The sequence below is a fragment of the Plectonema radiosum NIES-515 genome, assembly GCF_025753815.1.
GTDB classification, from domain to species: domain Bacteria; phylum Cyanobacteriota; class Cyanobacteriia; order Cyanobacteriales; family Nostocaceae; genus Hassallia; species Hassallia radiosum_A.
Genome location: NZ_JAOWRF010000295.1, coordinates 25,180 through 45,599, shown reverse-complemented (window position 1 = coordinate 45,599; position 20,420 = coordinate 25,180). Strand labels below are relative to the sequence as shown.

Below are 20,420 nucleotides of genomic sequence, written 5' to 3'. Positions count from 1 at the left end.
CACTTCTAGTCACACTCGTAGCACTCCTTGTAAGAGTTTAAGATCCTTGATTTTGATACTTCAATTGGTGCAACGCCTAATTTTGGACTCTGTTAAAGCACGATTGAACATAGTAGCCAAACCGATTATAGCGATCGCACCTATGCCAAAAAGAGGAGAGGGTTCGGGAATCGGTTTGGGAACACTATAGCAATTTGCGGGCAAGGAACCTCCATCAGGTACATTGCCATCAAAAATAAATGAGATACCTGTAGTTCTTGTATTTTCTATAAACCCTTGTGTGGCACCACCTGGGTAGCAAGCTTTAGGAGATTGAGGTCCAGCAACACCGATATAAACATCCAACCCTGCGGGTAGAGTTACTCTTTCTCTCAATTGCGCTAAATTTGCAGGAGGTCCGAAGTATTGAGCTAGAGCCAACTCTTGAATGGCATCTAATGTAGTTTTACCATTACTACTGTCATAAAAATTAGTTGTTAAAAATCTACCAAACCGATAAGTATTATCATCATTGTAATAGCGATAATAAGTCGTATCTTGCGTCAGGGTCTGTTGTGTACATTCTGAGTTAAGAAACGAGGCAATAACGGTAGCTTGATCTAAAACGGAGTCGGGTATCACACAGGCAGCCGATGCAGGTGTCTGTCCAGCCACAATCACCAAGGGACAAAGACCGATAAATGCCACTCCACCTAACCAAACAGCACAATCCTGCTTTTTCATTCAGATAAATTTTACGTGTAATTTCCTAGAGATTCTATCAACTTCGTTCCTTTTATGTCAACCAAGGAGTTTGTCACTGTATTAAAAGGTTGGTGCAAGATGTGAGTATAAGCACACTTGAATTGCTTATACTCACATCTTAACTTCGTTGAAAACCCTTTGCTGTGGGCTTTTTCGCTTTATCCTTAGACTTAGATTTATTCACATCTGTCAAAGCTTCTTGAAACAAATTATGCAGATGTATAGGTACACTAGCAATTTCTGGTAACTCTGGCTCAATCAGTTTGTTGAATTGCTGCAAAAGCGGTTTCAAGTCGCTTTCCAAACTAAAATCTGGACGCTGTAAATAAGTTTGCAACACCTTTTCTAATTGAGTTGGGTATTGTTGCGCTAACCGATACCAAACGAAGGCATTAATACTTTTATCTTCTAGGAAGTAACGAATTACTTTTTCTGAACCTTCAATATTTGGCACCTCAGCTTCTAAAATTGCCTTCATTTTACCGTATGTTGGTAAAAACATTTGTCCCCAACGAGGATGAGAAAGTGCCGTTACCTGTTCGGCTTTTCTCAGTTCCGCAGGTAAATCAACCTTTGGCATCACCATTTTATTATTGGCAGATTTATTGTTAAATACCTGAGAAACTACTTGAGAGTCAGCACCTAACTCTTCTGCTGCCGCTTTGATTTCTTCTTCGTCGATACCTGCGGCTGAAGCGGCTTCAGCTAAAGATTTAGAAGTATCAATACCGGCTTCTGTCAAGCGTTTCTCAGTCATTAACTCTTGGAATTCAACTACTTTTTTGTTAAGTTGATATCCCGACAATGTGATTTCATCGCTGCCAAAGAAATCAACAAATTCCTGATGATATTTTTCGACTGATAGCCAAGCTTCTTCTAATAAATCTGGTGCATCACCGTAAAGATTATTTTTGTAGTTATCTTTGAAATTACCAATTGCTACTGCTAATTTTGGTTTGCCTAATTTACCGAAGAGTGTATGGGAACCAAAAAACATCCATTCAGTGTCGGTTACGGGAGCAATTCGAGTTAGGAAAATTTCTCCTACTTGAAACCGCAACATTTCTTGAATTGTCAATGGATCAGTTGGCTTGACAATATAGTGTTTCTCTGTTAGCCAATTTACCAATTCAAAGCCATCAGGTAAAATTTGAACTACGGCAAACAAGCCAATAAAACTACGATGCCAACTGCGAATCAGGTTTCGTTCTGTATCTGGTAAATCTGGATGACTTTCACAAAATAAATCAAGCGGTGTTTTATCACCGACTTTGCCTTCGATCGCAAAACTGTCAATGATGAAATCTTGCTGTTTACTATCTCCCGAACCACGACGTGATTGTTCTGCTGCATAGGTTTCCAGCGCTGTAGCTAGTTCACCTTCTGCATCAACCACAAAATCGGTTAAGGCTAGTTTTAATTCGTGCGATCGCTGTAATATTACATCCACAAGTAAATTTCTCGCTTAAATAGATGTTAAATTATAGCTGTTGAGAGAATTTTAGCATCTAGCGATCGCGGTAATTTATAAGTTATTAAGAATGTAGAGACGATTCTGTGCTACGTCTCTAGGGGTTGCTGGATAACACATATTTAAATTCAGTCGATGTCTACAGCATCAGGATCAACCCCAAGCGATGTCTAACGACAAGCCGCTTCGCGTCTACGCAACTGTTCTTTTAACCTTTCTACCTGTAACTCAGCTTGTTTTGCTCGTTCTTCAGCTTGTTTTGTTCGCTCCTCAGCTTGTTCTCGTGCTAAAATTTCCTGCTGTAGCGCTTGCACTAACTCCCCAGGAGCCAATAATTTCTCTTTTGTATCCTGTTTGTAAAAGGCAATCAATTGCTCTTCAATCTCTAACCGTAGTTGCAAAGCCTCACTTCGCTTATCTGTAATTAGCTCATACTCTTGTCTAATTAAACGATAACCCCGGAGTTGTTCGGGAATCCATTCTCCTTTAGGGTCAAATAACCAGTACTCCAGTACTGCTAACTGCTCGTACAGAGTTTTTTTGAAACTGATATCTTGCTCTCTAGTTCCCTGAGAAGTCATTTCAAAAATGACTAGTGGTACTTGTCTTTCTTCCCAAATCTTATAATTATCTCTAGCTCCAGGTGGGACGTTGTAAATTACCATTACATCTGGAGCTACCCTCAATCGAGGATAACCTTGAGCGTAGTAGAGAAACTGATCTGCGAGAACAATTGCCGGTTTGCCTGCAAGATACTGACGCAAGGCAACAACGGTGTTAATTATTGCATCCGCATGAACAGAAGTTTCTGCCAAAGGTTCACCATCCGAACTTGGATAAAAAATATCAGTTGATTCAGATTTGGGTACGAGGCTAGTCATAACTCACACCACCAATTTTATGAGATAACTGAATAGACATAGGAGTGAAAATGAACGTTAGCGTTGTCCAAAACCCCTAGAGACGATTCTGTGCTACGTCTCTACATTTTTTTCTGGAGATGTTTAATGATTCTATTATATTATCGTTTATATCATCAGATACAAGTCAGCTATTCGTGGTCATTTGAAAGCGGGAATGGTAACAGTTGCAGATATTCTTTGGCAACGATAAATTAATTAATTTGAAAGACTTGATGATGGGAAGTTGTGGATATGCATACCGCTATAGCTGAATGGATGTTTTCTAGCTAATCACAATAGATATCTCCAGAGTCATACGTAGAGACGTAGCACAGAATCGTCTAATCAAGGGTTTCGGTTAACGCATAATAAGCATAGCGGTCGATGTCTAATATTGTCGTGGAAAAACGAACCGCAGAGAACGCAGAGTTCACAGAGGAATGAGGAAGAGAGATAATTTTTGCGTAAGTCCTGTTATCAATGGAAGTTTTGATAAGCAGCAAACATCTTTGGTGGTTTCTGGTTGATGTACAAGACATCTCGATAAATTAATTATGCGTTGCCCGAAATCCTTGATTAGACTACCAAGTGCTACGTCTCTACGTATGACTCTACTTTCTATGTCTAATTTGAATAGGAGATTGAGAAACTCGGCTTAAAAGTAAAAGTGAACAAAAAGTGAACAGTTTTTGGTCTGTAAAGTGAACAACACAATTCAACAATATAGAGCTATTGGAGAAGAGGGAAGGAGGAAAGGAATATTTTTCTGAGTTCCCTTACTAATAATGACAAATATGTCAAGAGATACCAAGATGACGGATACAACAACAATTGGTGCTAAAAAATCCTTGCACCGCTTGAGTTTCAAAAATCGGAATCTGAAAAAAATTATTGGAGCAAGTGTATTAGCTTTGGGTTTAGCTGTTGGTATAGTAACAGTTATCCCAATATACGTTAATGCTTCCGACCATGATGACGGGGAGGTGGATACAAAAGGTCGCAACCTGAATTTAACTGATTTATATGTGTTCCGGGAAAAAGACCAAAACCCCAGTGCGAGTGAAGATGACTTGATATTCGTGATGAATACCAATCCGCGATCGGTTGCTCGTCAGCAGTATTATTTTAGCAGCAATGCTCTTTATGAATTTAAAGTTACCCGTGTTGCTGATAAAGATGCAACCCCCACAGGTCAAGAAGATGTGATCCTGCGGTTTCAATTTGAACAACCCAACAGCCAAGGGGAACAAGCATTTAAATTAACTGCGATCGCTAACGGTAGAAGAATTGGTGCAGATGAAGCTAAAACTACTCCCCTAAGTGCAGATAATAATAACCCAACTCTTAACGAACTAAACTTAGGAAACTCCAAAGTTAGTGTATTTGCCGGACTGCGGGAAGATCCTTTCTTCTTTGATGTGGAACAATTTTTCCGAGTTCGTGCTGGAGCTTTAGGTATAGGTCCCCAAGTTGGTTTTCGTCCCACCAACCAAGCCCTTGACTTTGCTAAAGGATATAACGTTAACACCATTGTTGTTAGAGTACCACGCTCTTTATTACAAGGAAAGACTAAAGCCACAACTTTCGATGTGTGGGAAACTATCTCTGTCAGAAACCCCCGCAATCAGAAATTCCAACAGGTTGAACGTCTGGGACGACCAGGTATTAACGAAGGCTTAATCGTTACTAACGATTTTCTGAATGCCTTTAATAGTATTCCCCCCACTGCTGACTTAAGTAGTGCTGCTGCACCGGTGGGAGCAGAAGCGAAAACTACCCTCAAAGCCCTGGGGAATGACGATACACGAGCTAATGCTTTACTGGGTGCATTCCTTCCTGACGTGATGCGAATTGATACTACCCAACAAAGTGGTTACGGTAAAGCCCTCAACCTCAAAGGCAGCCCCATCACCGGACGTTTGCTCTTAGATGATGTGATTGATACAACTTTAAGTGTACTTACGAACGGTGCGATCGCTGCCGATAACGTTTCCTACGAAGGTACTCCCGATAACCCAGCTCAAGGTCATAAACCGTTAGAAACACAATTTCCTTACTTAGCGCTACCAAATTAGAGGGACACAAGAAGATTAGGAGAAAGCAGATTGTAGTGAGCGATTTATCGCTCAAAAAATTAGAAGCACGCTTTGTGCTGACTACGAACTCAACAACTGCTTTTCTCCTTTCCCCTGCTCTGTGTGTTCTCTGCGTCTGTGTGGCTCAAAAAAGGATGTTGCTGAATTCAGGTATGAATCATATCTGTAGAGACGCGACCGGTCGCGTCTCTACAAGGATTTTGGATGCCCAACAAACCAATTTCATACTTCAAATCAGCAACACCCAAAAAAGAAAAGGAAATAACGGAAATGACCGAAGCTATTTACAAGCACAAACTCAAACCTAAGTGGCTGTTACTCCTAGCAGTCCCCATCGCAACTACCCTTGTAGTCTCATACCTCAATTCCCAATCTTCCCAACTTCTGGCACCTTATCGTTACTCTCTTTCTCGCTCTTTACCAGGTACTGACAATCGTCGAGCTACCATCTTACAGGAAATCGCCCTTTACCAAGAAAAAGTCCGCCAAAATCCCGAAAGTGGCTTAAATTTAGCTTCCTTAGCTCAAGCATATTTCAATATGGCAAAGGCAACTGGTGAAAATAACTGGTATTTACTCGCAGAACAAGCAGCTAAACGCTCTCTCTCCAGTTTACCTTTCAATAACCAAAGCGCGGTGATAGTTTTGGCTCGTGTTGCCCAAGCTAGACATGATTTTACCGAAGCCATAGGGTTATCCCAACAAGTATTAAAAATTCAACCCCGCAATCAAGGTGCCCTGGCTATCTTGGTGACATCTAAGTTAGCGATGGGTAAACTAGAAGAGGCAAAAACCGCTGCTGATACCTTAGTAAACAAACTTCCCACCCAAGGAAACTTAACTTTACAAGCCTTGGTACTAACAGCACAAGGACAAGAACAAGCAGCAATTGATACTTTTAAATTTGCCCTATCTATGGAAGAAGCCGGAGAGACAGGCAGTTCTGCATACACGCGGGTATTACTAGGTCAGTTTTACTACAAACACGGACAACTTGAACTAGCAGAAAACTTATATAAAGAAGCTCTAGGAATTATACCGAGGTATCCCTTAGCCCTACTGCATCTGGCAGAACTGAAAACCAGAAAGGGAGACTACAAAGCAGCAGAGAACCTTTATTCCCAAGTTTTACCCAACTCCCAGAAATCATCCACAACTTACGATCATGCTGTTTTTCGGGGTAAAGCCAGACTGAAACAACTGCAAGGTGAACAACAACAAGCAGTAAAATTATTAACCGAAGCCGAAACCTTACTCAGACAAGAAAATGCTACAGCACATGGTAACGGTTCCTTTGGACATCGACGAGAGTTAGCAAGGTTATTATTAGAAAAAAATCGTCCTCAAGATACCGCTGAAGCCTTATCCTTGATGCAAGCAGAAATCAAGATTCGTCGGGATGCTCAAACCAACGATACCCTTGCTTGGGCATTATCTGACTCTGGACGCATCAAAGAAGCTCAACAAGCTATCCAAGAAGCCTTACAACTGGGTACAAAAGATGCTGCTATATTCTATCGTGCAGCCATGATTGAAAAAGCATTGGGAAATAACCAGCAGGCTTTAACTTACCAAAAATTATCTCAACAAATCGATCCGACTTTTGACAAACAAGCGCGATACTCATCAGGACTGGGATTAGAGAATTTTGGATTTTAGCCCAAAATACGAGTGTAGAGACGCGAAATACGAGTGTAGAGACGCGAAATTTCGCGTCTCTACAGGTCTAAAATAAGTACCAAAAACCTTAGCATCAAGCATATTGGATTTTAGCCTTCCTCCGCTACCTGGTAGTTCATAAACTCTTCTTCCTGCAAACTCTCAAAGATATGAAAATGCACTGGCGTAAAATTAGTATCATTTCCTTCTTTTTATCACTGCTGTTATCAATTAGTTTTAGCGCACCTAGCCTTGCACATTGGGCAGATTTGTCAGTTGCAGAAGTTATGGTAGGCGAAAAAGAAACTGCAATTACACTGACTTTTCCTACGGGTTTAGTAGCTTTTAGTGATGACAACCGGGATGGACAACTTTCCCGTGAAGAAACTGCAACCCATAAAAGAGAACTTGAACAATTTTTAGGCGATCGCATCTTTTTATCCAATGAGCAAGGTAAAAAAGGCACTGTGGCGATCGCACCTGTGGAAACAAACAATTTGCAACCATCTCTGAAAGTTAATGCCAATACCCACACTACTTTGCAACTAAATTACTCTTGGCTACAACCAGCACAAAACCAGAGAATGCATTATGATTTGTTTCTCACTGAAGCACCCTTCTCTCATTGTTTAGCAACAATCTTTCACAAAGGAAAAGTCCAAAATTTTATTTTTAACCGTCAAAATCGGGATTTTTGGTTAATTCCTGGTGCCGTCGGGCAATTTGGTGGTAGTCTTGCGATCGCGCTGATGGCTGCTTTTGTCTGGGGTGCAATGCACGCAATGTCACCCGGACATGGCAAAACCATAGTTGGTGCTTATCTGATGGGTTCAAAAGTAACTGCTCAACACGCTCTGTTTTTGGGACTAACAACAACTCTCACCCATACCATCGGCGTGTTTATCTTGGGATTGGCGACTCTGTTTGCTTCCCAATTTATCTTACCAGAACGGGTATTACCTTGGTTAAGCATCTTATCTGGTTTTATGGTGCTGGTAATCGGTTTAAATCTATTTATTAGCCGTCTGCGGAATCACGACCATGATCACCATCATCATCACCACGATCATGAACATGAACATCACCACGATCATGAACATGAACATCACCACCATCACTTACCCTCAAACACCCCTGTAACGATGGGAAATTTACTCGCTTTAGGTATTTCTGGTGGACTTGTACCTTGTCCTTCAGCTTTAGTTTTGCTATTAAGTGCGATCGCTATCGGACGTGTGGGTTTCGGACTAATGCTGGTTTTAGCATTTAGTTTGGGACTAGCGGCAGTACTAACAGCATTGGGATTATTGCTAATTTATGCCAAACAGTGGTTTGAGAAACTACAGTTACCAAAACCACAGCGTCTCCACAGAATTTTGCCCGCACTCAGTGCATTTTTAATCTCGCTGATTGGTTTGGGAATCACCACGCAAGCATTAATAGAAGTAGGAATACTACGGCTGTAAACTACCTACACCGACTCTTTATATCATATAGGGTTTTGCGATCGCCATGAAATCTCAGATTTTTCGTATCTCAATTCCTCAGAAAGGACAGATTTAAAAAACTTATTTTTGCTTAATTTTTTGGGAGTAAACCAAAAGTTTGAGCAATGTTTTTCATGGTACGGAACAGCTTGTAGGGTTGGTCAGGAAAAGTTTGAAACTCAAACCTTTGATAAAACCTCACCGCTTCATCGTCAATCGCATCTACTACCACTGCAAAACAACCAGTCCTTTGGCTGACTGCGAGACTTCTGTATAAAGCGTCCATAATCAACAACTTTCCCCAACCATATCCCCTGTAATCATGAGCCACCGCTAATCTCCCAATTAAGGTCACGCCAACAATCGGATATTTTGGCAACTTTTTAACAATACTTTGAGGTAATTGTTCGAGATTTATGCCACTCATGGATAGAGTATAGTAGCCAATTATTTTTTGGCGATCGCGATCAAAGATAGCGTAAGGAATTGCAATATTTCTCTTCTTGTCTTGACTGGCTGTGGAGTGCAAGTAGCGATCCAGTTGTTCGTTACCGCAGCTAAAACTCGCGCTATCGTGATGTTTTTCGAGTTGTTCTATACAAAAATCAACGGATTCTGGGTTTAACACTAATATGCGTGACTATTTATTCATCACTTGCTTGTACCATTGGGCATCAGCATAAGCTGTCTCGCTAGGAGCGAGGGGATTTAACAAAGCATCGGCAAATATAGCGCGATCGCGATCGGTTAATTCGATAAATTCCCGATCTTTAATGATTTGCCTAGCCGCATCAGCTAGAACTGCCACCATGAATTCAGTCAAGTTCTGTCCGCGCAAATAGGCAGCCCTTTCCATCAGTTGTTTTTGCTCTACTGTTACACGAGCCTCCAACCGAGCATTTTTTCGGATTTTACTTACTTTTGTATCCATGAACTAGAAATTATGTGCTTTGAAAATATTATGACATATAGTACGCGTTACAGCCGTACATTATTCCGTCTAGACATCCGCGATAGATTAGAATAAAGCGCCTTTTGTCAATCAGCTAAAATACTCAAAATAGTCTTAATAATAATAATAATAATCCTGTGTGAGGCAAGCGTCGCTTGCCTCCTCCCCCTCTATTTGATTATCTTTGTTAGAGACATACCTAGAAGTTATCGAAGTTAGCGATCGCTTCCTTCATTTTCTCCATCACTTCCGAAACAGGTATACTTCCCAACTCCCCTGAAGCCCGTGTCCGGATACTCAAGCTGTTGCTTTCAACTTCTTTCGCTCCTACTACCGCCATCACGGGTATTTTTTGTTTCTCTGCATTGCGGATGAGTTTACCGAGGCGATCGCCACTCAAATCGACTTCCGCACGGATACCCAAAACTTGCATCTTCGCTGCTACCTCCTTAGCAAAAGGTAGAAACTCATCACTCACCGGCAACAATCTGGCTTGTACTGGCGCCAACCACAACGGGAAATCTCCCGCATATTCTTCAATTAAAATACCAATCAGCCGTTCCAAAGAGCCAAAAGGCGCACGGTGAATCATCACCGGACGTTTGCGAGAACCATCTTCGGCAACATATTCTAAATCAAAGCGTTCAGGCAAGTTATAATCTACTTGCACCGTTCCTAGCTGCCACTCGCGCTCTAGAGCATCGCTAAAGATAAAATCGAGTTTTGGACCATAAAACGCCGCTTCGCCAATTCCTTCAAAGTGATCCATCCCCAAAGTTTCCACAGCGCGACGAATCGCACCTTCAGCTTTTTCCCAAGCTTCATCGGAACCAATATACTTATCTGAGGCTGGATCGCGGAAACTGAGTCTGGCTTTAAAGTTCTTCAGTTGCAGTTTATTGAAGACAGACAAAATCAAATCCACCACATTCAGGAATTCGCTGTCTAACTGTTCTGGGGTGACAAACAGGTGAGAATCATCCACGGTGAAACCGCGCACCCTGGTTAAACCGCCTAATTCCCCAGATTTCTCGTAACGGTAAACAGTGCCAAATTCTGCCAAGCGCATCGGTAGTTCCCGATAAGAGCGCAATTCGCTCTTATATATTTGGATGTGGAAAGGGCAATTCATCGGCTTCATTACAAAGCCTTGTTCAAGTGTCGCTGCTTCCTCATCTTCCGCCATCAAGGGGAACATATCTTCTTTATACTTCTGCCAGTGTCCGGAGACTTTAAATAAATCTACTCTGCCGATGTGGGGCGTTACCACAGGCAAATAACCGCGTTTTAGCTGTTCTTGTTGCAGAAAGTCTTGCAGAAGAGTCCGTAACAAAGTTCCTTTGGGTGTCCACAAAGGTAAACCGGGTCCGACTAAATCGGAAAATACAAATAATCCCAGTTCTTTACCCAATTTCCGATGATCTCGGCGTTGCGCTTCTTCTTTGCGTCGCTTGTATTCGGCAAGTTGTTCTGGGGTTTCCCAAGCGGTAGCGTAAATGCGTTGTAGTTGCGCTTTGGTTTCATCTCCACGCCAATAAGCGCCAGCAACGCTTTCTAATTCTATCGCTTTCGGGTTTAAATCGGCGGTGTTTTCCACATGAGGTCCCGCGCACAAATCCCACCATTCATTCCCTAGGTGGTAAATTGTGATTGGTTCGGATTTAATATCTTGGAGAATTTCTAATTTGTAAGGTTCGTTAATTTTCTTAATCCGGGATTCAGCTTCAGAGCGGCTAACTTCTTCCCGAATTAGGGGGATTTTGCGATTGATGATTTTTACCATCTCTTTCTGGATGGCTTTCAAATCTTTGTCGGTAAATGGTTCGGGACTGTCAAAATCGTAATAGAAGCCGTTTTCAATCCACGGACCGATTGTAACTTGCGCTTTGGGAAACAGCTTTTGTACTGCCATTGCCATCACATGGGAAGCTGTGTGGCGGATTTTTCGCAAATTTTCCGATTCGCTGCTACGCGGTAAGTACATTTTTTCAGGTTGTTCTACTTGATTGTCGGATGATTGTGGCGGCATCGGCTGTTGAATTATTGGCTAAGTAATTACTTTATGATGACTTGCGATCGCTCAAGTTTCAAAAAATATACCCAAATATAACATAGGCATTTTTCTGTGCTTTGTGAGGTTGAAAGCGATAACAACTATAGCGCTTCTCGTTTGAATCAAGTACAGATTTATCTGCGTCGAGGGTGCGCTCATCTGCGGTTCCTTAATTCTTTGATGTATTGCACCCAACTGATAACCGCTATATTAGCTATTTTCATAAAATCAGCTTTCTCGTGGAGCAGGTAGAGGTGCAGGGCTAACTGCGATTTGTGCAGTTTGTCCATTCCGCTCCAATTGGATTTGTAACGGGCTACCTATTTGACTATTTTCTAATATTTTTAGTACCTCTTCATTTTTGGCAACAGATTTGTTATTGATACTGATAATCACATCACCTGCTCTTAATCCGGCTGTCGCAGCTGGGGAACCACGAACAACACCGCGAATAAATACTCCTTTATCTGCTGCTATTTTCAGCTGACCGTCAGAAGCATTACTGATGACTCTCTTGATTTCTGGGGTCAGCGTTTCCATTGCCACACCTAAATAAGGATGATCCACCCTTCCGTTGGCAATTAATTGCTGGGCAATTCGTTGTGCTGTATTGATGGGGATGGCAAATCCCAATCCTTGAGCACCACGCAAAATCGCTGTATTCATCCCAATTACTTGACCTTCAGCATTTAGGAGCGGTCCACCAGAGTTACCAGGGTTAATAGCAGCATCTGTTTGAATGTAGTCAACGCGCTTGTCACTAGCACCGATGTCACTACCAGAACGACCTGTAGCACTGAGAATGCCGGAGGTTACAGTATTATTTAAACCTAAAGGATTGCCAATAGCAATTACTGCTTCTCCTGGTTGTAGCGTTTCGGAGTTACCAAGAGCAATAGTGGGGAGGTTATTTGCGCCAATTTTGATGACTGCGACATCAGTTACTCGGTCTTCCCCCAACACTTTGCCGTCAAAAGTCCGACCATCTTTCAATGTTACCGTCACCGTGTCAGCACCATCCACCACATGGGCATTAGTCAAAATTTGACCTGCGGAGTTAATAATGAATCCAGAGCCGCTACCTTCTATTGTTTGTCTGGGTTGTGATTGTTGATCTCCGAAAAAGCGCCGAAAAAATGGATCGTTAAATTCATCTGGTTTACGAGAACTGACGATTCTAGTAGAATCAATTCTAACTACCGCTGGTCCGACTTTTTGCACTACCCCGACGACAAAGTTAGGATCTCCAGACTTGGCGAAAATTGGGGGTGGGACAATTACAGGAGCGCGATCGCTTGAAGAACGCGCTTGTGTCTGAGCCTGAGAATCATTTTTTTGATTCCCAATACCCACACTACTGCTAGGTAAACACCCACCAAGGGACATCATTGCCCCACTCAGTAGCATTGACATCATACCAGTTGCTGTCCACCGTTGAGGCAAACCCCTCGGATCAATTTTTTTTTGCCCAAAGTCATGTGTTATCTTCATGTATTGCGTGCAACTCCTTTGTTAGTCAGTGAGTGGTAGGATCTTGCCTACCGGGAACAAGAATAATTACAACTTAAAAGTTTGTTCTAGGTCTAGAGCATCTGAGCAATGCTAAATGGGTGCTTGCTTATATCTTCTATTTTGACGATTAGCAGCAAAGATGGTGTTAAGAATGGAAATTCCCATAGAAACTCTGTGGATTCAGGTATTGGAGCGCTTACAGCTAGAATTATCCCGTCCCACCTTTGAAACTTGGATTAAAACTGCTAGTGCAGAGCGATTAGAAAATAATTGCTTGGTCATACTTACCCCTAACCCCTTTGCGCGTAATTGGTTACAAAAGTATTACATAAATACAATCGCTCACGTAGTACAAGACATTGTTGGTCATCCTGTAGAAATTTATTTTACCGTTGCTCAGGGTGATGAAGTTTCTTTTTTAAGTGAAGGAGAGCTTTCTCAGACAGTTCCTATTCCAAATCATCTTTTAGAAAATGCTTTTAAAAGCAAAACGAAAACTAGTGACTTAAATTATAAATATGTATTTTCGCGGTTTGTAGTCGGTGGAAATAACCGCATGGCTCACGCTGCTTCATTAGCCGTTGCTGAATCCCCTGGAAGAGAGTTTAATCCTTTATTTTTATGCGGTGGTGTCGGATTAGGAAAAACTCACTTAATGCAGGCTATTGGACACTATCGCCGAGAAAATTATTCGGATGCTAAAATATTTTATGTTTCGACTGAGCAGTTTACTAATGATTTAATTACTGCCATTCGTAATGATAACAGACAAGGTTTTAGAGAGCATTACCGAGCCGCTGATGTACTGTTAGTCGATGATATTCAGTTTATTGAGGGTAAGGAGTCTACCCAAGAAGAATTTTTTCATACTTTTAATAGTTTATATGAAGCTGGTAAGCAAATTATTATAGCTTCCGACCGTCCCCCCAACCAAATTCCTCGCTTACAAGAACGTCTCTGTTCTCGTTTTTCCATGGGGTTAATTGCTGATATTCAAACGCCAGATTTAGAAACGAGAATGGCAATTTTGCAAAAAAAAGCAGAAGATAAAAATATTATCTTGCCTCCAGATGTAATTGAATATATAGCTAATAATTACACTTCTAATATTCGCGAGTTAGAAGGAGCTTTAATTCGGGCAGTGGCGTATATTTCTATTTGGGGTTTAGCCATGACTGTGGAAAATATAGTACCAGTTTTAGAACCCAAAAATGAAAAATTGCCAGCTACTCCAGAAGCGATTTTATCGGTAGTAGCTGATGCTTTTAATATCTCAATTGAAGACTTAAAAAGCAACTCGCGACGACGAGAAATAAGCTGGGCACGTCAAATTTGTATGTATTTAATGCGACAACACACGGGTTTGAGTTTGCCGAGAATTGGAGAAGTTTTTGGTGGGAAAGACCACACAACGGTGATTTATAGTTGCGATAAAATAGCCCAGCTACAAGAAAGCGATCGCACTTTGGTACAAACCTTACGTAAATTAAGCGATCGCATTAATATCACTAGTCGTTCCCAAAAATAAACTTGAACTAGAGTCTGCCAAAAATCATTGAGTATAATTACTCTGTGGAAAAACTATGGGTTTTTCCACAACTTTTTCCACAGGCATTATTACGAAATGTAATACTAATTGCCGTAACTTCTATAAGCAATTACGCTAAACTAACTTCTGAAACTCTCTAGCTGATTCTTTTCTGGCTACTTCTAGATATAAATTACTCTTTTTCCTACTCAGTGATGGCATTTCTTGCCAGCATGTTCGACAGAACCAGTAAACTTCATTCTTGCGAATATGAGCCAAAAGTCGGTGGGAGCAGCAAGGGCAATTATTCATGGTTTTTTAAAGTTATGAGAACGCGATCCTAAAAACAATCTTGTATAGTTTGTGATCAATATTTTGCACAAAACTATCTAAATAATGCTATTTTTGCCGAAAAATACCCTCAGCAGTAATACAGAAAATAAAAATAAAGTTAACCTTATAAACTTCATTTTTGCAGTATTACTACTTAATTGTTTCGATTTATTTTAATTTATCGGAAAAATAATATTGTGTCCGTCTAATTAACGCGCTTAGAAGCTCCGCCCGGTCGTCTCTACAGTACAAGATGTGTGATTATTGTGACGTAGTATGATGCTTGCTGTGTTTGCAATTATTTACAAATTTTGTCTGAGTTTCTTCAGCATAATTTTTCATCCTGATTAATCTAAGAATACCGTCTTGCAGAAGAATAGCTAAGAGCGATCGCACTTGTTTTTTTAGCCTCAGCAAGGAGCGATCGCACCTTTGAAGAATCAACTTTCTACAGTAAGTTTTTTATACAAAGAAGATTCATAAAATTTTTGTAGCCCTTTCCGGACAAATGCAATTAGAGTTTGGAGATTCCAGCATTACTTGTAAGCAAGCACCTTTGAGGGCAATTTTTGCAGTGATGCCTTTAGCTTGTAATTGACGGTTTATCCCCGATGCGATCGCCTCTACATTTCCTGTTTAGCAAGTTCCACGTCTATTCGGTTGTATCATAACCAGTAAAAGTGAAAACCTGAAAATTAATCTTCCATTCTCAGGATTCCCATTTAAAAGACGCGATTAACATCGTCTATATTTTTAATTAATCGCACCCTTTATTACGTATATTCACTCAAAGCTCTGGAAGTCCGCGCAGGCGGACTTCGTTCGTGTAGCCGCGATTTTAATCGTCGGGAAATAAACGTTACTTACTTCCAGCGCTTTGCTTTGCAAAATCCAAATAAACCTGATATTGTCTAATTTTTTGCTGAGACAAAGCATAATCAGGACTTGAAGATGGCACAGAATTCATCAAAAATATTGCTTCTCTCCACAGATTTTCAACCATCTTCCATTCATCTTGAGATTCTGCAACCCTAGCTAATTTTGCTGCACTTTTACCTTTGCTAAGTCCTTTCTCAAAATTATCATCCTCAGTAAATTTAGCATTAACTGGTGTAACTTCTGAAGAAACAGATAATCTAATTTTATCTGCTAAATTCGCCGTTTGTTGAACTTCTGGTAACTTGGCAAACAAATATATCCACATAGCCACCAAAGGAATCAAAATAATTGTAAATATTTTTTTCGGCGATTTACCATGCTTGGTAACAAAGCTCAAAAAAGTTGGTTTTTTAGCTGGTAATTCTTCAGGAGTTTGCATCTGGGTTGAAATCGTTTCATCTCCCATGCTATCAGTCTCAATTTGGGGAGATGTATCCAACTGAGAATTGTCTGCTGTATTATCAATAGAATCACCATAAACCAAGCGACACTTAAATAAATACCCAATCTGGTAAATGAGAGCGGCATTAATCAGCCAGACTACTGCAAAGATTGTTTGGATGTTTCTGTCAATTGGACTTGAGTTGGTAATGATTTTCTCGTAGTTGAGATTAAATAGAGTTAGGAAAGGGGTAGAAAACAACGTTGCTGCTAAAGTTGACAACAATAACACAAGCCAACTATATAAACTTTCCCACCAACTGATTATCCCTGGAACAAAACCTTGAATTTTGCGGATTTTTTCGCCGGGAATTGGAGAAATAAAGCGACTGAGAAAAAAGTGATGCAAAAAGGCGATCGCCGGAATTGGTAGTATAATTAACAATATCAGCCAGATGATAAATTGTTCCGGTCTGTTTGACCATCTAGCCAGATTCAACAACAATTCACTATTGCGTCTAATGGTATTGACAAATGCAGTCATCAGCACAGATAACATTAAAGCGCTTAACCAAGAATTAGGATAAGGAAACCATATAGGTAATCCAAACTTTTTCATATGACCCATCCTCCGCTTCATTTAAATTAATGGTTAGGTAAATTCAAGCCATGCGATCGCATTATTTAGCTTACACATCCCTATTTGTAAAAGATTCGGCTGTATCAGAACAAACTAGAAATCTCATATGGACGATTAAATAATACCTCTTGCCCAACAACCAATCAATCACAGCTTTCTTTACAATTGCATTCATTCGCCATATCCCATCATCCCACTTAAAACTTATGGGAGTGCCACAATTAAGAAAGATAGGTTTGACTGCAATGACACCTTCACCCACATATACCCGACAACCTTGGTCTGAATCTTATAGTGAAATAATTGATGTTCGTTCAAAGAGCGAATTTGCCGAAGACCACATCCCCAAAGCCATCAATTTACCAGTGCTAAATGATGACGAACGCGCTGAAGTGGGAACGATATATAAACAAATCAACCCCTTCACCGCTCGGAAAATCGGGGCTGCTTTAGTATCAAAAAACATCTCCCAACATCTAACAGAATACTTTGCCACAAAAGATAAAAACTACCATCCTCTAGTCTACTGCTGGCGCGGTGGACAGCGTTCTGGTAGCATGGCTTCGGTGCTATCCCAAATTGGTTGGCAAGTCACATTACTCGAAGGTGGTTACAAAACTTATCGCGCTTATGTTCGTCAGCAAATCGAACATCTAACACAAAAATTTACTTATCAGGTACTGTGCGGTCTTACTGGTAGTGCTAAAACGCATATCTTACACCAGATGCGCTTAACTCGTAGCGCTCAAGTTTTAGATTTAGAAGCTTTAGCCAACCATCGTGGTTCTCTGCTGGGGGAACAATGGCAAGGAAAAGTTTCTTTTCAACCTTCACAAAAATACTTTGAATCTCTGCTAGTAGAACAGTTACAAAACTTCAATCCGCATAAATCAGTGTGGGTAGAATCAGAGAGCCAAAAAATTGGCAATATTTATTTACCCCAATTTTTATGGGAGAAAATAAAACAGGCTAACTGTGTAGAAATTCAAATACCGATAGCTGTGAGAGTGAAGTTTATTTTAGAAGAATATCCGCATTTAGTAGATCGTGCCGATATTTTAAAATGGAAGCTGGAAAAGTTTAAATCTCGTTATGGTTGGGATAAATTATGTCAGTGGCATCAGTTAATTGACGCAGGAAATTGGGAATCCTTTGTGCAAGATATGTTGCAATACCACTATGACCCCACCTATAGAAAGTCAATAAAACGGGACTTTACCAAAGCCGATCGCGTGCTATCTATACCCAATTTATCTGATAGCAGTATTGATACTTTATTGGATTGTTTGTTGCCGAATTCTCTAGCATTAACCTGAAAATTACAGCAGATTGCGTTGTTATTAAATACACGTAGAGACGTAGCAATGCTACGTCTCTACAGGATTTTGGGTTTTACGCATGTACCTCATTAACCTGAAAATTATATTACCCCTTTCCAATAGACATCTCCATCAATTAAATATGCGTTACCTGAAATCCTTGTAGAGACGCGAAATTTCGCGTCTCTACATCTTTTCCGGAGATGTCTAATGCAAGGAGAGGGGTAGGGGTAAAATTGTTTGCATCTGTGCGTCTTATTTCTGTTTTTGTTGCGAAGACATAGTAGCGTTATTTGTCGAAGTAGCAGTTGTAATATTAATCATTGGTAATTTACCATCACCAGTCATCACCATCGGAAACTTACCATCCCATTTTTCTATGGCTTGCTTCTGTAAAAATGCTGGTGTTAATGTTTTTTCTTGTAATTTTTGCGCTTCGGCTTCTCCCTTAGCGCGGTTGATGTTTGCTTGAGCTTCTTGTGCTGCTTTATCAGCATTAAATTCTGCAAGTCTAGCTTGTTGTTCTGCTATTTGTCTTGCTTCTACAGCTTTGCTAAACTCTTCCGGGAAAGCGAAATTTATTATAGATACATCATCGACAATTACACCATAAGGCACTAGACGATTTTTTAGTTGTGTATCAAGTTGTGCTTTGATTTCTGCCCTTTGATTAATAATTTCTTCTGTCGTTTTTTGAGAAGTTACTGCTTTTAAAACTTCGGAAACAGCGGGAGCGATTATTGTTGCAATGATTTGTTGCTCATCTCCAATTTTTTGATAAACTTTATTGACTCGCATTGGGTCGATGTTCCAGTTAACAGCGATTTCTGCTGTCATTTTCTGGAGGTCTTTGTCAGTAGCATCAGCTTTAAAACTACTATTTTTAATGCGAATGCTGATGTTTTTAACTGATGTGATAATTGGTGTAATCGGATGGATGCCTTCATCAAATACTCTATCTTGAACTTTGCCAAATTGCATGACAACTCCTCGTTCACCAGCATTCACGATGCTAAAGGGACGAAAAATAATTGCTAAAACTAATAAAACTATTCCCCCGACAAGGTACAAGCCGTGATGATGATTATTAGTATTATTATTGTTTCTTAGATTTTCCATATTTTCTCTGCTAAATTGAGTGATACAAGTACTGGAGTGTAAATAAAGACGGACTTAACTCTATGCCTTGAAAGCTTTGCCATGAGCGGTAAACCGCTCGCTACGAGCTAGAGTGAACATCAGTAAAAACACTCTTATAGGTAACGATTTCGGAAAAAACTTTCAACTCAAACTTATTTAAACATGAAAATTTATCAACGTCATGGTTGGGAATTAACACTAGATGAAGCGATCGCTATTCAAGAACAACTCCAAGCTGAGGTAATTACCGAAGATAAATTTAAAGAACCAGTTGAGTATGTTGCTGGGGTAGACATGGGTTTTGAAGCAGACGGGACGATTAGTCGTGCAGCAGTAGCAGTACTCAGTTTTCCCGATTTGCTTCTTGTCGAGACGAGTTTAGCCTATCGTCCCACAACATTTCCTTACATTCCTGGTTTCCTCTCATTTCGCGAAATTCCCGCTGTACTCGACGCTTTAGAAAAGATTACTACAATACCAGATATTATTCTCTGCGATGGTCAAGGAATCGCCCATCCTCGCAGATTTGGCATAGCTTGTCATTTGGGTGTACTTGTGGATATACCGACGATTGGTGTAGCAAAATCCTTGCTGGTTGGTAAGCATGGAATATTACCAGATACCAAAGGCAGTTGGCAAGCACTTATACATCAGGGTGAAACCATTGGTGCCGTTTTGCGATCGCGTACCAAAGTAAAACCACTATATATTTCCAGTGGTCATCGTATCAGTCTAGCGACGGCTATTGACTACGTATTGCGCTGCACGCCAAAATACCGACTACCAGAAACTACTCGCATTGCGGATAAATTAGCTTCTAACAGATAAAGCGATGGCTTTGCCAACGCAAGTAAGAACGCACTCCAGAAAAGCAAATACCATATTAGGACTTACGCACAAAGACCAGAAAACGAACCACAAAGACACGAAGGACACCTTCTTAATTTGGCATCTGGTGAAGGAGAAGGAATAAGAGTTGCAGAGAGTTTTTGCGCTCATTCCTGTTTATAAGTTTTTGTCATGCGGACTTATGAAGTTAAGTCCACGCAGGTGGACTTTGTTTGTATAGCCGCGACTTTAGTCGTCGGGTAATAAATTATTGTTTACAATTTCAAAGAGCGATACCTAGGGTAAGCGACCAAGATCGCACTCTATAACTTGCGCGATCGCAAATTCCCAATCCAGAAATAAATCAATAATCGGATTTTTTGCCACAAAGCAGACAATATTCGGATTTTTTTGTTATAAAATCAATGAATATAAA

At 40.5% G+C, this 20,420-nt stretch carries 15 protein-coding genes; 6 read left to right on the top strand and 9 right to left on the bottom strand.

Translation table 11 applies throughout. The features are described 5' to 3' along the window. Positions 1–60: 60 nt before the first annotated feature. The 3 genes from OGM63_RS20450 to OGM63_RS20440 all read right to left on the bottom strand — a co-directional run bounded on the left by OGM63_RS20450 (position 61) and on the right by OGM63_RS20440 (position 3,096). Complete coding sequence (locus tag OGM63_RS20450) at positions 61–723, bottom strand: hypothetical protein (RefSeq protein ID WP_263747492.1); 663 nt, start codon at positions 721–723, stop codon at positions 61–63. A gap of 139 nt (positions 724–862) precedes the next feature. Next, complete coding sequence (locus OGM63_RS20445; protein ID WP_263747491.1) at positions 863–2,194, bottom strand: hypothetical protein; 1,332 nt, start codon at positions 2,192–2,194, stop codon at positions 863–865. 191 nt (positions 2,195–2,385) lie between these two features. Further along, positions 2,386–3,096 (bottom strand): Uma2 family endonuclease, encoded by a 711-nt coding sequence (locus tag OGM63_RS20440; RefSeq protein ID WP_263747490.1) that lies wholly within the window; start codon positions 3,094–3,096, stop codon positions 2,386–2,388. An 833-nt stretch (positions 3,097–3,929) separates the two neighbouring features. Between OGM63_RS20440 and OGM63_RS20435 the strand changes: the two genes are divergently transcribed. The 3 genes from OGM63_RS20435 to OGM63_RS20425 all read left to right on the top strand — a co-directional run bounded on the left by OGM63_RS20435 (position 3,930) and on the right by OGM63_RS20425 (position 8,338). Further along, a complete protein-coding gene (locus OGM63_RS20435; protein WP_263747489.1) occupies positions 3,930–5,192 on the top strand; it encodes a DUF4331 domain-containing protein in 1,263 nt (420 codons plus the stop codon). 291 nt (positions 5,193–5,483) lie between these two features. Further along, positions 5,484–6,872: a tetratricopeptide repeat protein gene (locus OGM63_RS20430; RefSeq protein WP_263747488.1), complete on the top strand. Its 1,389-nt coding sequence runs from the start codon at positions 5,484–5,486 to the stop codon at positions 6,870–6,872. Between the two features lie 176 nt (positions 6,873–7,048). Further along, complete coding sequence (locus OGM63_RS20425; protein ID WP_263747487.1) at positions 7,049–8,338, top strand: nickel/cobalt transporter; 1,290 nt, start codon at positions 7,049–7,051, stop codon at positions 8,336–8,338. Between the two features lie 112 nt (positions 8,339–8,450). On the opposite strand, the gene OGM63_RS20420 is transcribed toward OGM63_RS20425, so the two are convergent. The 4 genes from OGM63_RS20420 to OGM63_RS20405 form a co-directional block, all read right to left on the bottom strand. After that, positions 8,451–8,987, bottom strand: a complete 537-nt coding sequence (locus tag OGM63_RS20420) for a GNAT family N-acetyltransferase (RefSeq protein WP_263747486.1) — start codon at positions 8,985–8,987, stop codon at positions 8,451–8,453. Between the two features lie 12 nt (positions 8,988–8,999). Then, positions 9,000–9,290 carry a type II toxin-antitoxin system TacA family antitoxin gene (locus OGM63_RS20415; RefSeq protein WP_263747485.1) on the bottom strand — a complete coding sequence of 97 codons (291 nt, stop codon included), beginning with the start codon at positions 9,288–9,290 and terminating at the stop codon, positions 9,000–9,002. 220 nt (positions 9,291–9,510) lie between these two features. Then, complete coding sequence (gene thrS, locus OGM63_RS20410) at positions 9,511–11,340, bottom strand: threonine--tRNA ligase (protein WP_263747484.1); 1,830 nt, start codon at positions 11,338–11,340, stop codon at positions 9,511–9,513. A 252-nt stretch (positions 11,341–11,592) separates the two neighbouring features. Then, complete coding sequence (locus tag OGM63_RS20405; RefSeq protein WP_263747483.1) at positions 11,593–12,855, bottom strand: HhoA/HhoB/HtrA family serine endopeptidase; 1,263 nt, start codon at positions 12,853–12,855, stop codon at positions 11,593–11,595. A 172-nt stretch (positions 12,856–13,027) separates the two neighbouring features. Here OGM63_RS20405 and dnaA point away from each other — a divergent pair, with 172 nt between their 5' ends. Further along, positions 13,028–14,404, top strand: coding sequence for a chromosomal replication initiator protein DnaA (gene dnaA, locus OGM63_RS20400; RefSeq protein WP_263747502.1), 1,377 nt, complete (start codon positions 13,028–13,030; stop codon positions 14,402–14,404). A gap of 1,192 nt (positions 14,405–15,596) precedes the next feature. Here dnaA and OGM63_RS20395 read toward each other — a convergent pair. Beyond that, positions 15,597–16,676 carry a hypothetical protein gene (locus OGM63_RS20395; protein WP_263747482.1) on the bottom strand — a complete coding sequence of 360 codons (1,080 nt, stop codon included), beginning with the start codon at positions 16,674–16,676 and terminating at the stop codon, positions 15,597–15,599. 227 nt (positions 16,677–16,903) lie between these two features. Between OGM63_RS20395 and mnmH the strand changes: the two genes are divergently transcribed. Beyond that, the gene (mnmH, locus tag OGM63_RS20390) at positions 16,904–18,013 is read left to right on the top strand and encodes a tRNA 2-selenouridine(34) synthase MnmH (RefSeq protein ID WP_263747481.1); all 1,110 of its coding nucleotides are present in this window, start codon (positions 16,904–16,906) and stop codon (positions 18,011–18,013) included. Between the two features lie 258 nt (positions 18,014–18,271). On the opposite strand, the gene OGM63_RS20385 is transcribed toward mnmH, so the two are convergent. Then, positions 18,272–19,135, bottom strand: coding sequence for a prohibitin family protein (locus tag OGM63_RS20385; RefSeq protein WP_263747480.1), 864 nt, complete (start codon positions 19,133–19,135; stop codon positions 18,272–18,274). A 183-nt stretch (positions 19,136–19,318) separates the two neighbouring features. Here OGM63_RS20385 and nfi point away from each other — a divergent pair, with 183 nt between their 5' ends. After that, entirely contained in the window at positions 19,319–19,984 is a 666-nt protein-coding gene (gene nfi, locus OGM63_RS20380) for a deoxyribonuclease V (protein ID WP_263747479.1), read from the top strand. Positions 19,985–20,420: the final 436 nt, after the last annotated feature.

Coding starts and splice junctions, on each gene's coding strand:
- OGM63_RS20450 (WP_263747492.1), bottom strand. CDS start 723: ATGAAAAAGCAGGATTGTGCTGTTTGGTTAGGTGGAGTGGCATTTATC.
- OGM63_RS20440 (WP_263747490.1), bottom strand. CDS start 3,096: ATGACTAGCCTCGTACCCAAATCTGAATCAACTGATATTTTTTATCCA.
- OGM63_RS20435 (WP_263747489.1), top strand. CDS start 3,930: ATGACGGATACAACAACAATTGGTGCTAAAAAATCCTTGCACCGCTTG.
- OGM63_RS20430 (WP_263747488.1), top strand. CDS start 5,484: ATGACCGAAGCTATTTACAAGCACAAACTCAAACCTAAGTGGCTGTTA.
- OGM63_RS20425 (WP_263747487.1), top strand. CDS start 7,049: ATGCACTGGCGTAAAATTAGTATCATTTCCTTCTTTTTATCACTGCTG.
- OGM63_RS20415 (WP_263747485.1), bottom strand. CDS start 9,290: ATGGATACAAAAGTAAGTAAAATCCGAAAAAATGCTCGGTTGGAGGCT.
- thrS (WP_263747484.1), bottom strand. CDS start 11,340: ATGCCGCCACAATCATCCGACAATCAAGTAGAACAACCTGAAAAAATG.
- OGM63_RS20405 (WP_263747483.1), bottom strand. CDS start 12,855: ATGAAGATAACACATGACTTTGGGCAAAAAAAAATTGATCCGAGGGGT.
- dnaA (WP_263747502.1), top strand. CDS start 13,028: ATGGAAATTCCCATAGAAACTCTGTGGATTCAGGTATTGGAGCGCTTA.
- OGM63_RS20395 (WP_263747482.1), bottom strand. CDS start 16,676: ATGAAAAAGTTTGGATTACCTATATGGTTTCCTTATCCTAATTCTTGG.
- mnmH (WP_263747481.1), top strand. CDS start 16,904: ATGGGAGTGCCACAATTAAGAAAGATAGGTTTGACTGCAATGACACCT.
- OGM63_RS20385 (WP_263747480.1), bottom strand. CDS start 19,135: ATGGAAAATCTAAGAAACAATAATAATACTAATAATCATCATCACGGC.
- nfi (WP_263747479.1), top strand. CDS start 19,319: ATGAAAATTTATCAACGTCATGGTTGGGAATTAACACTAGATGAAGCG.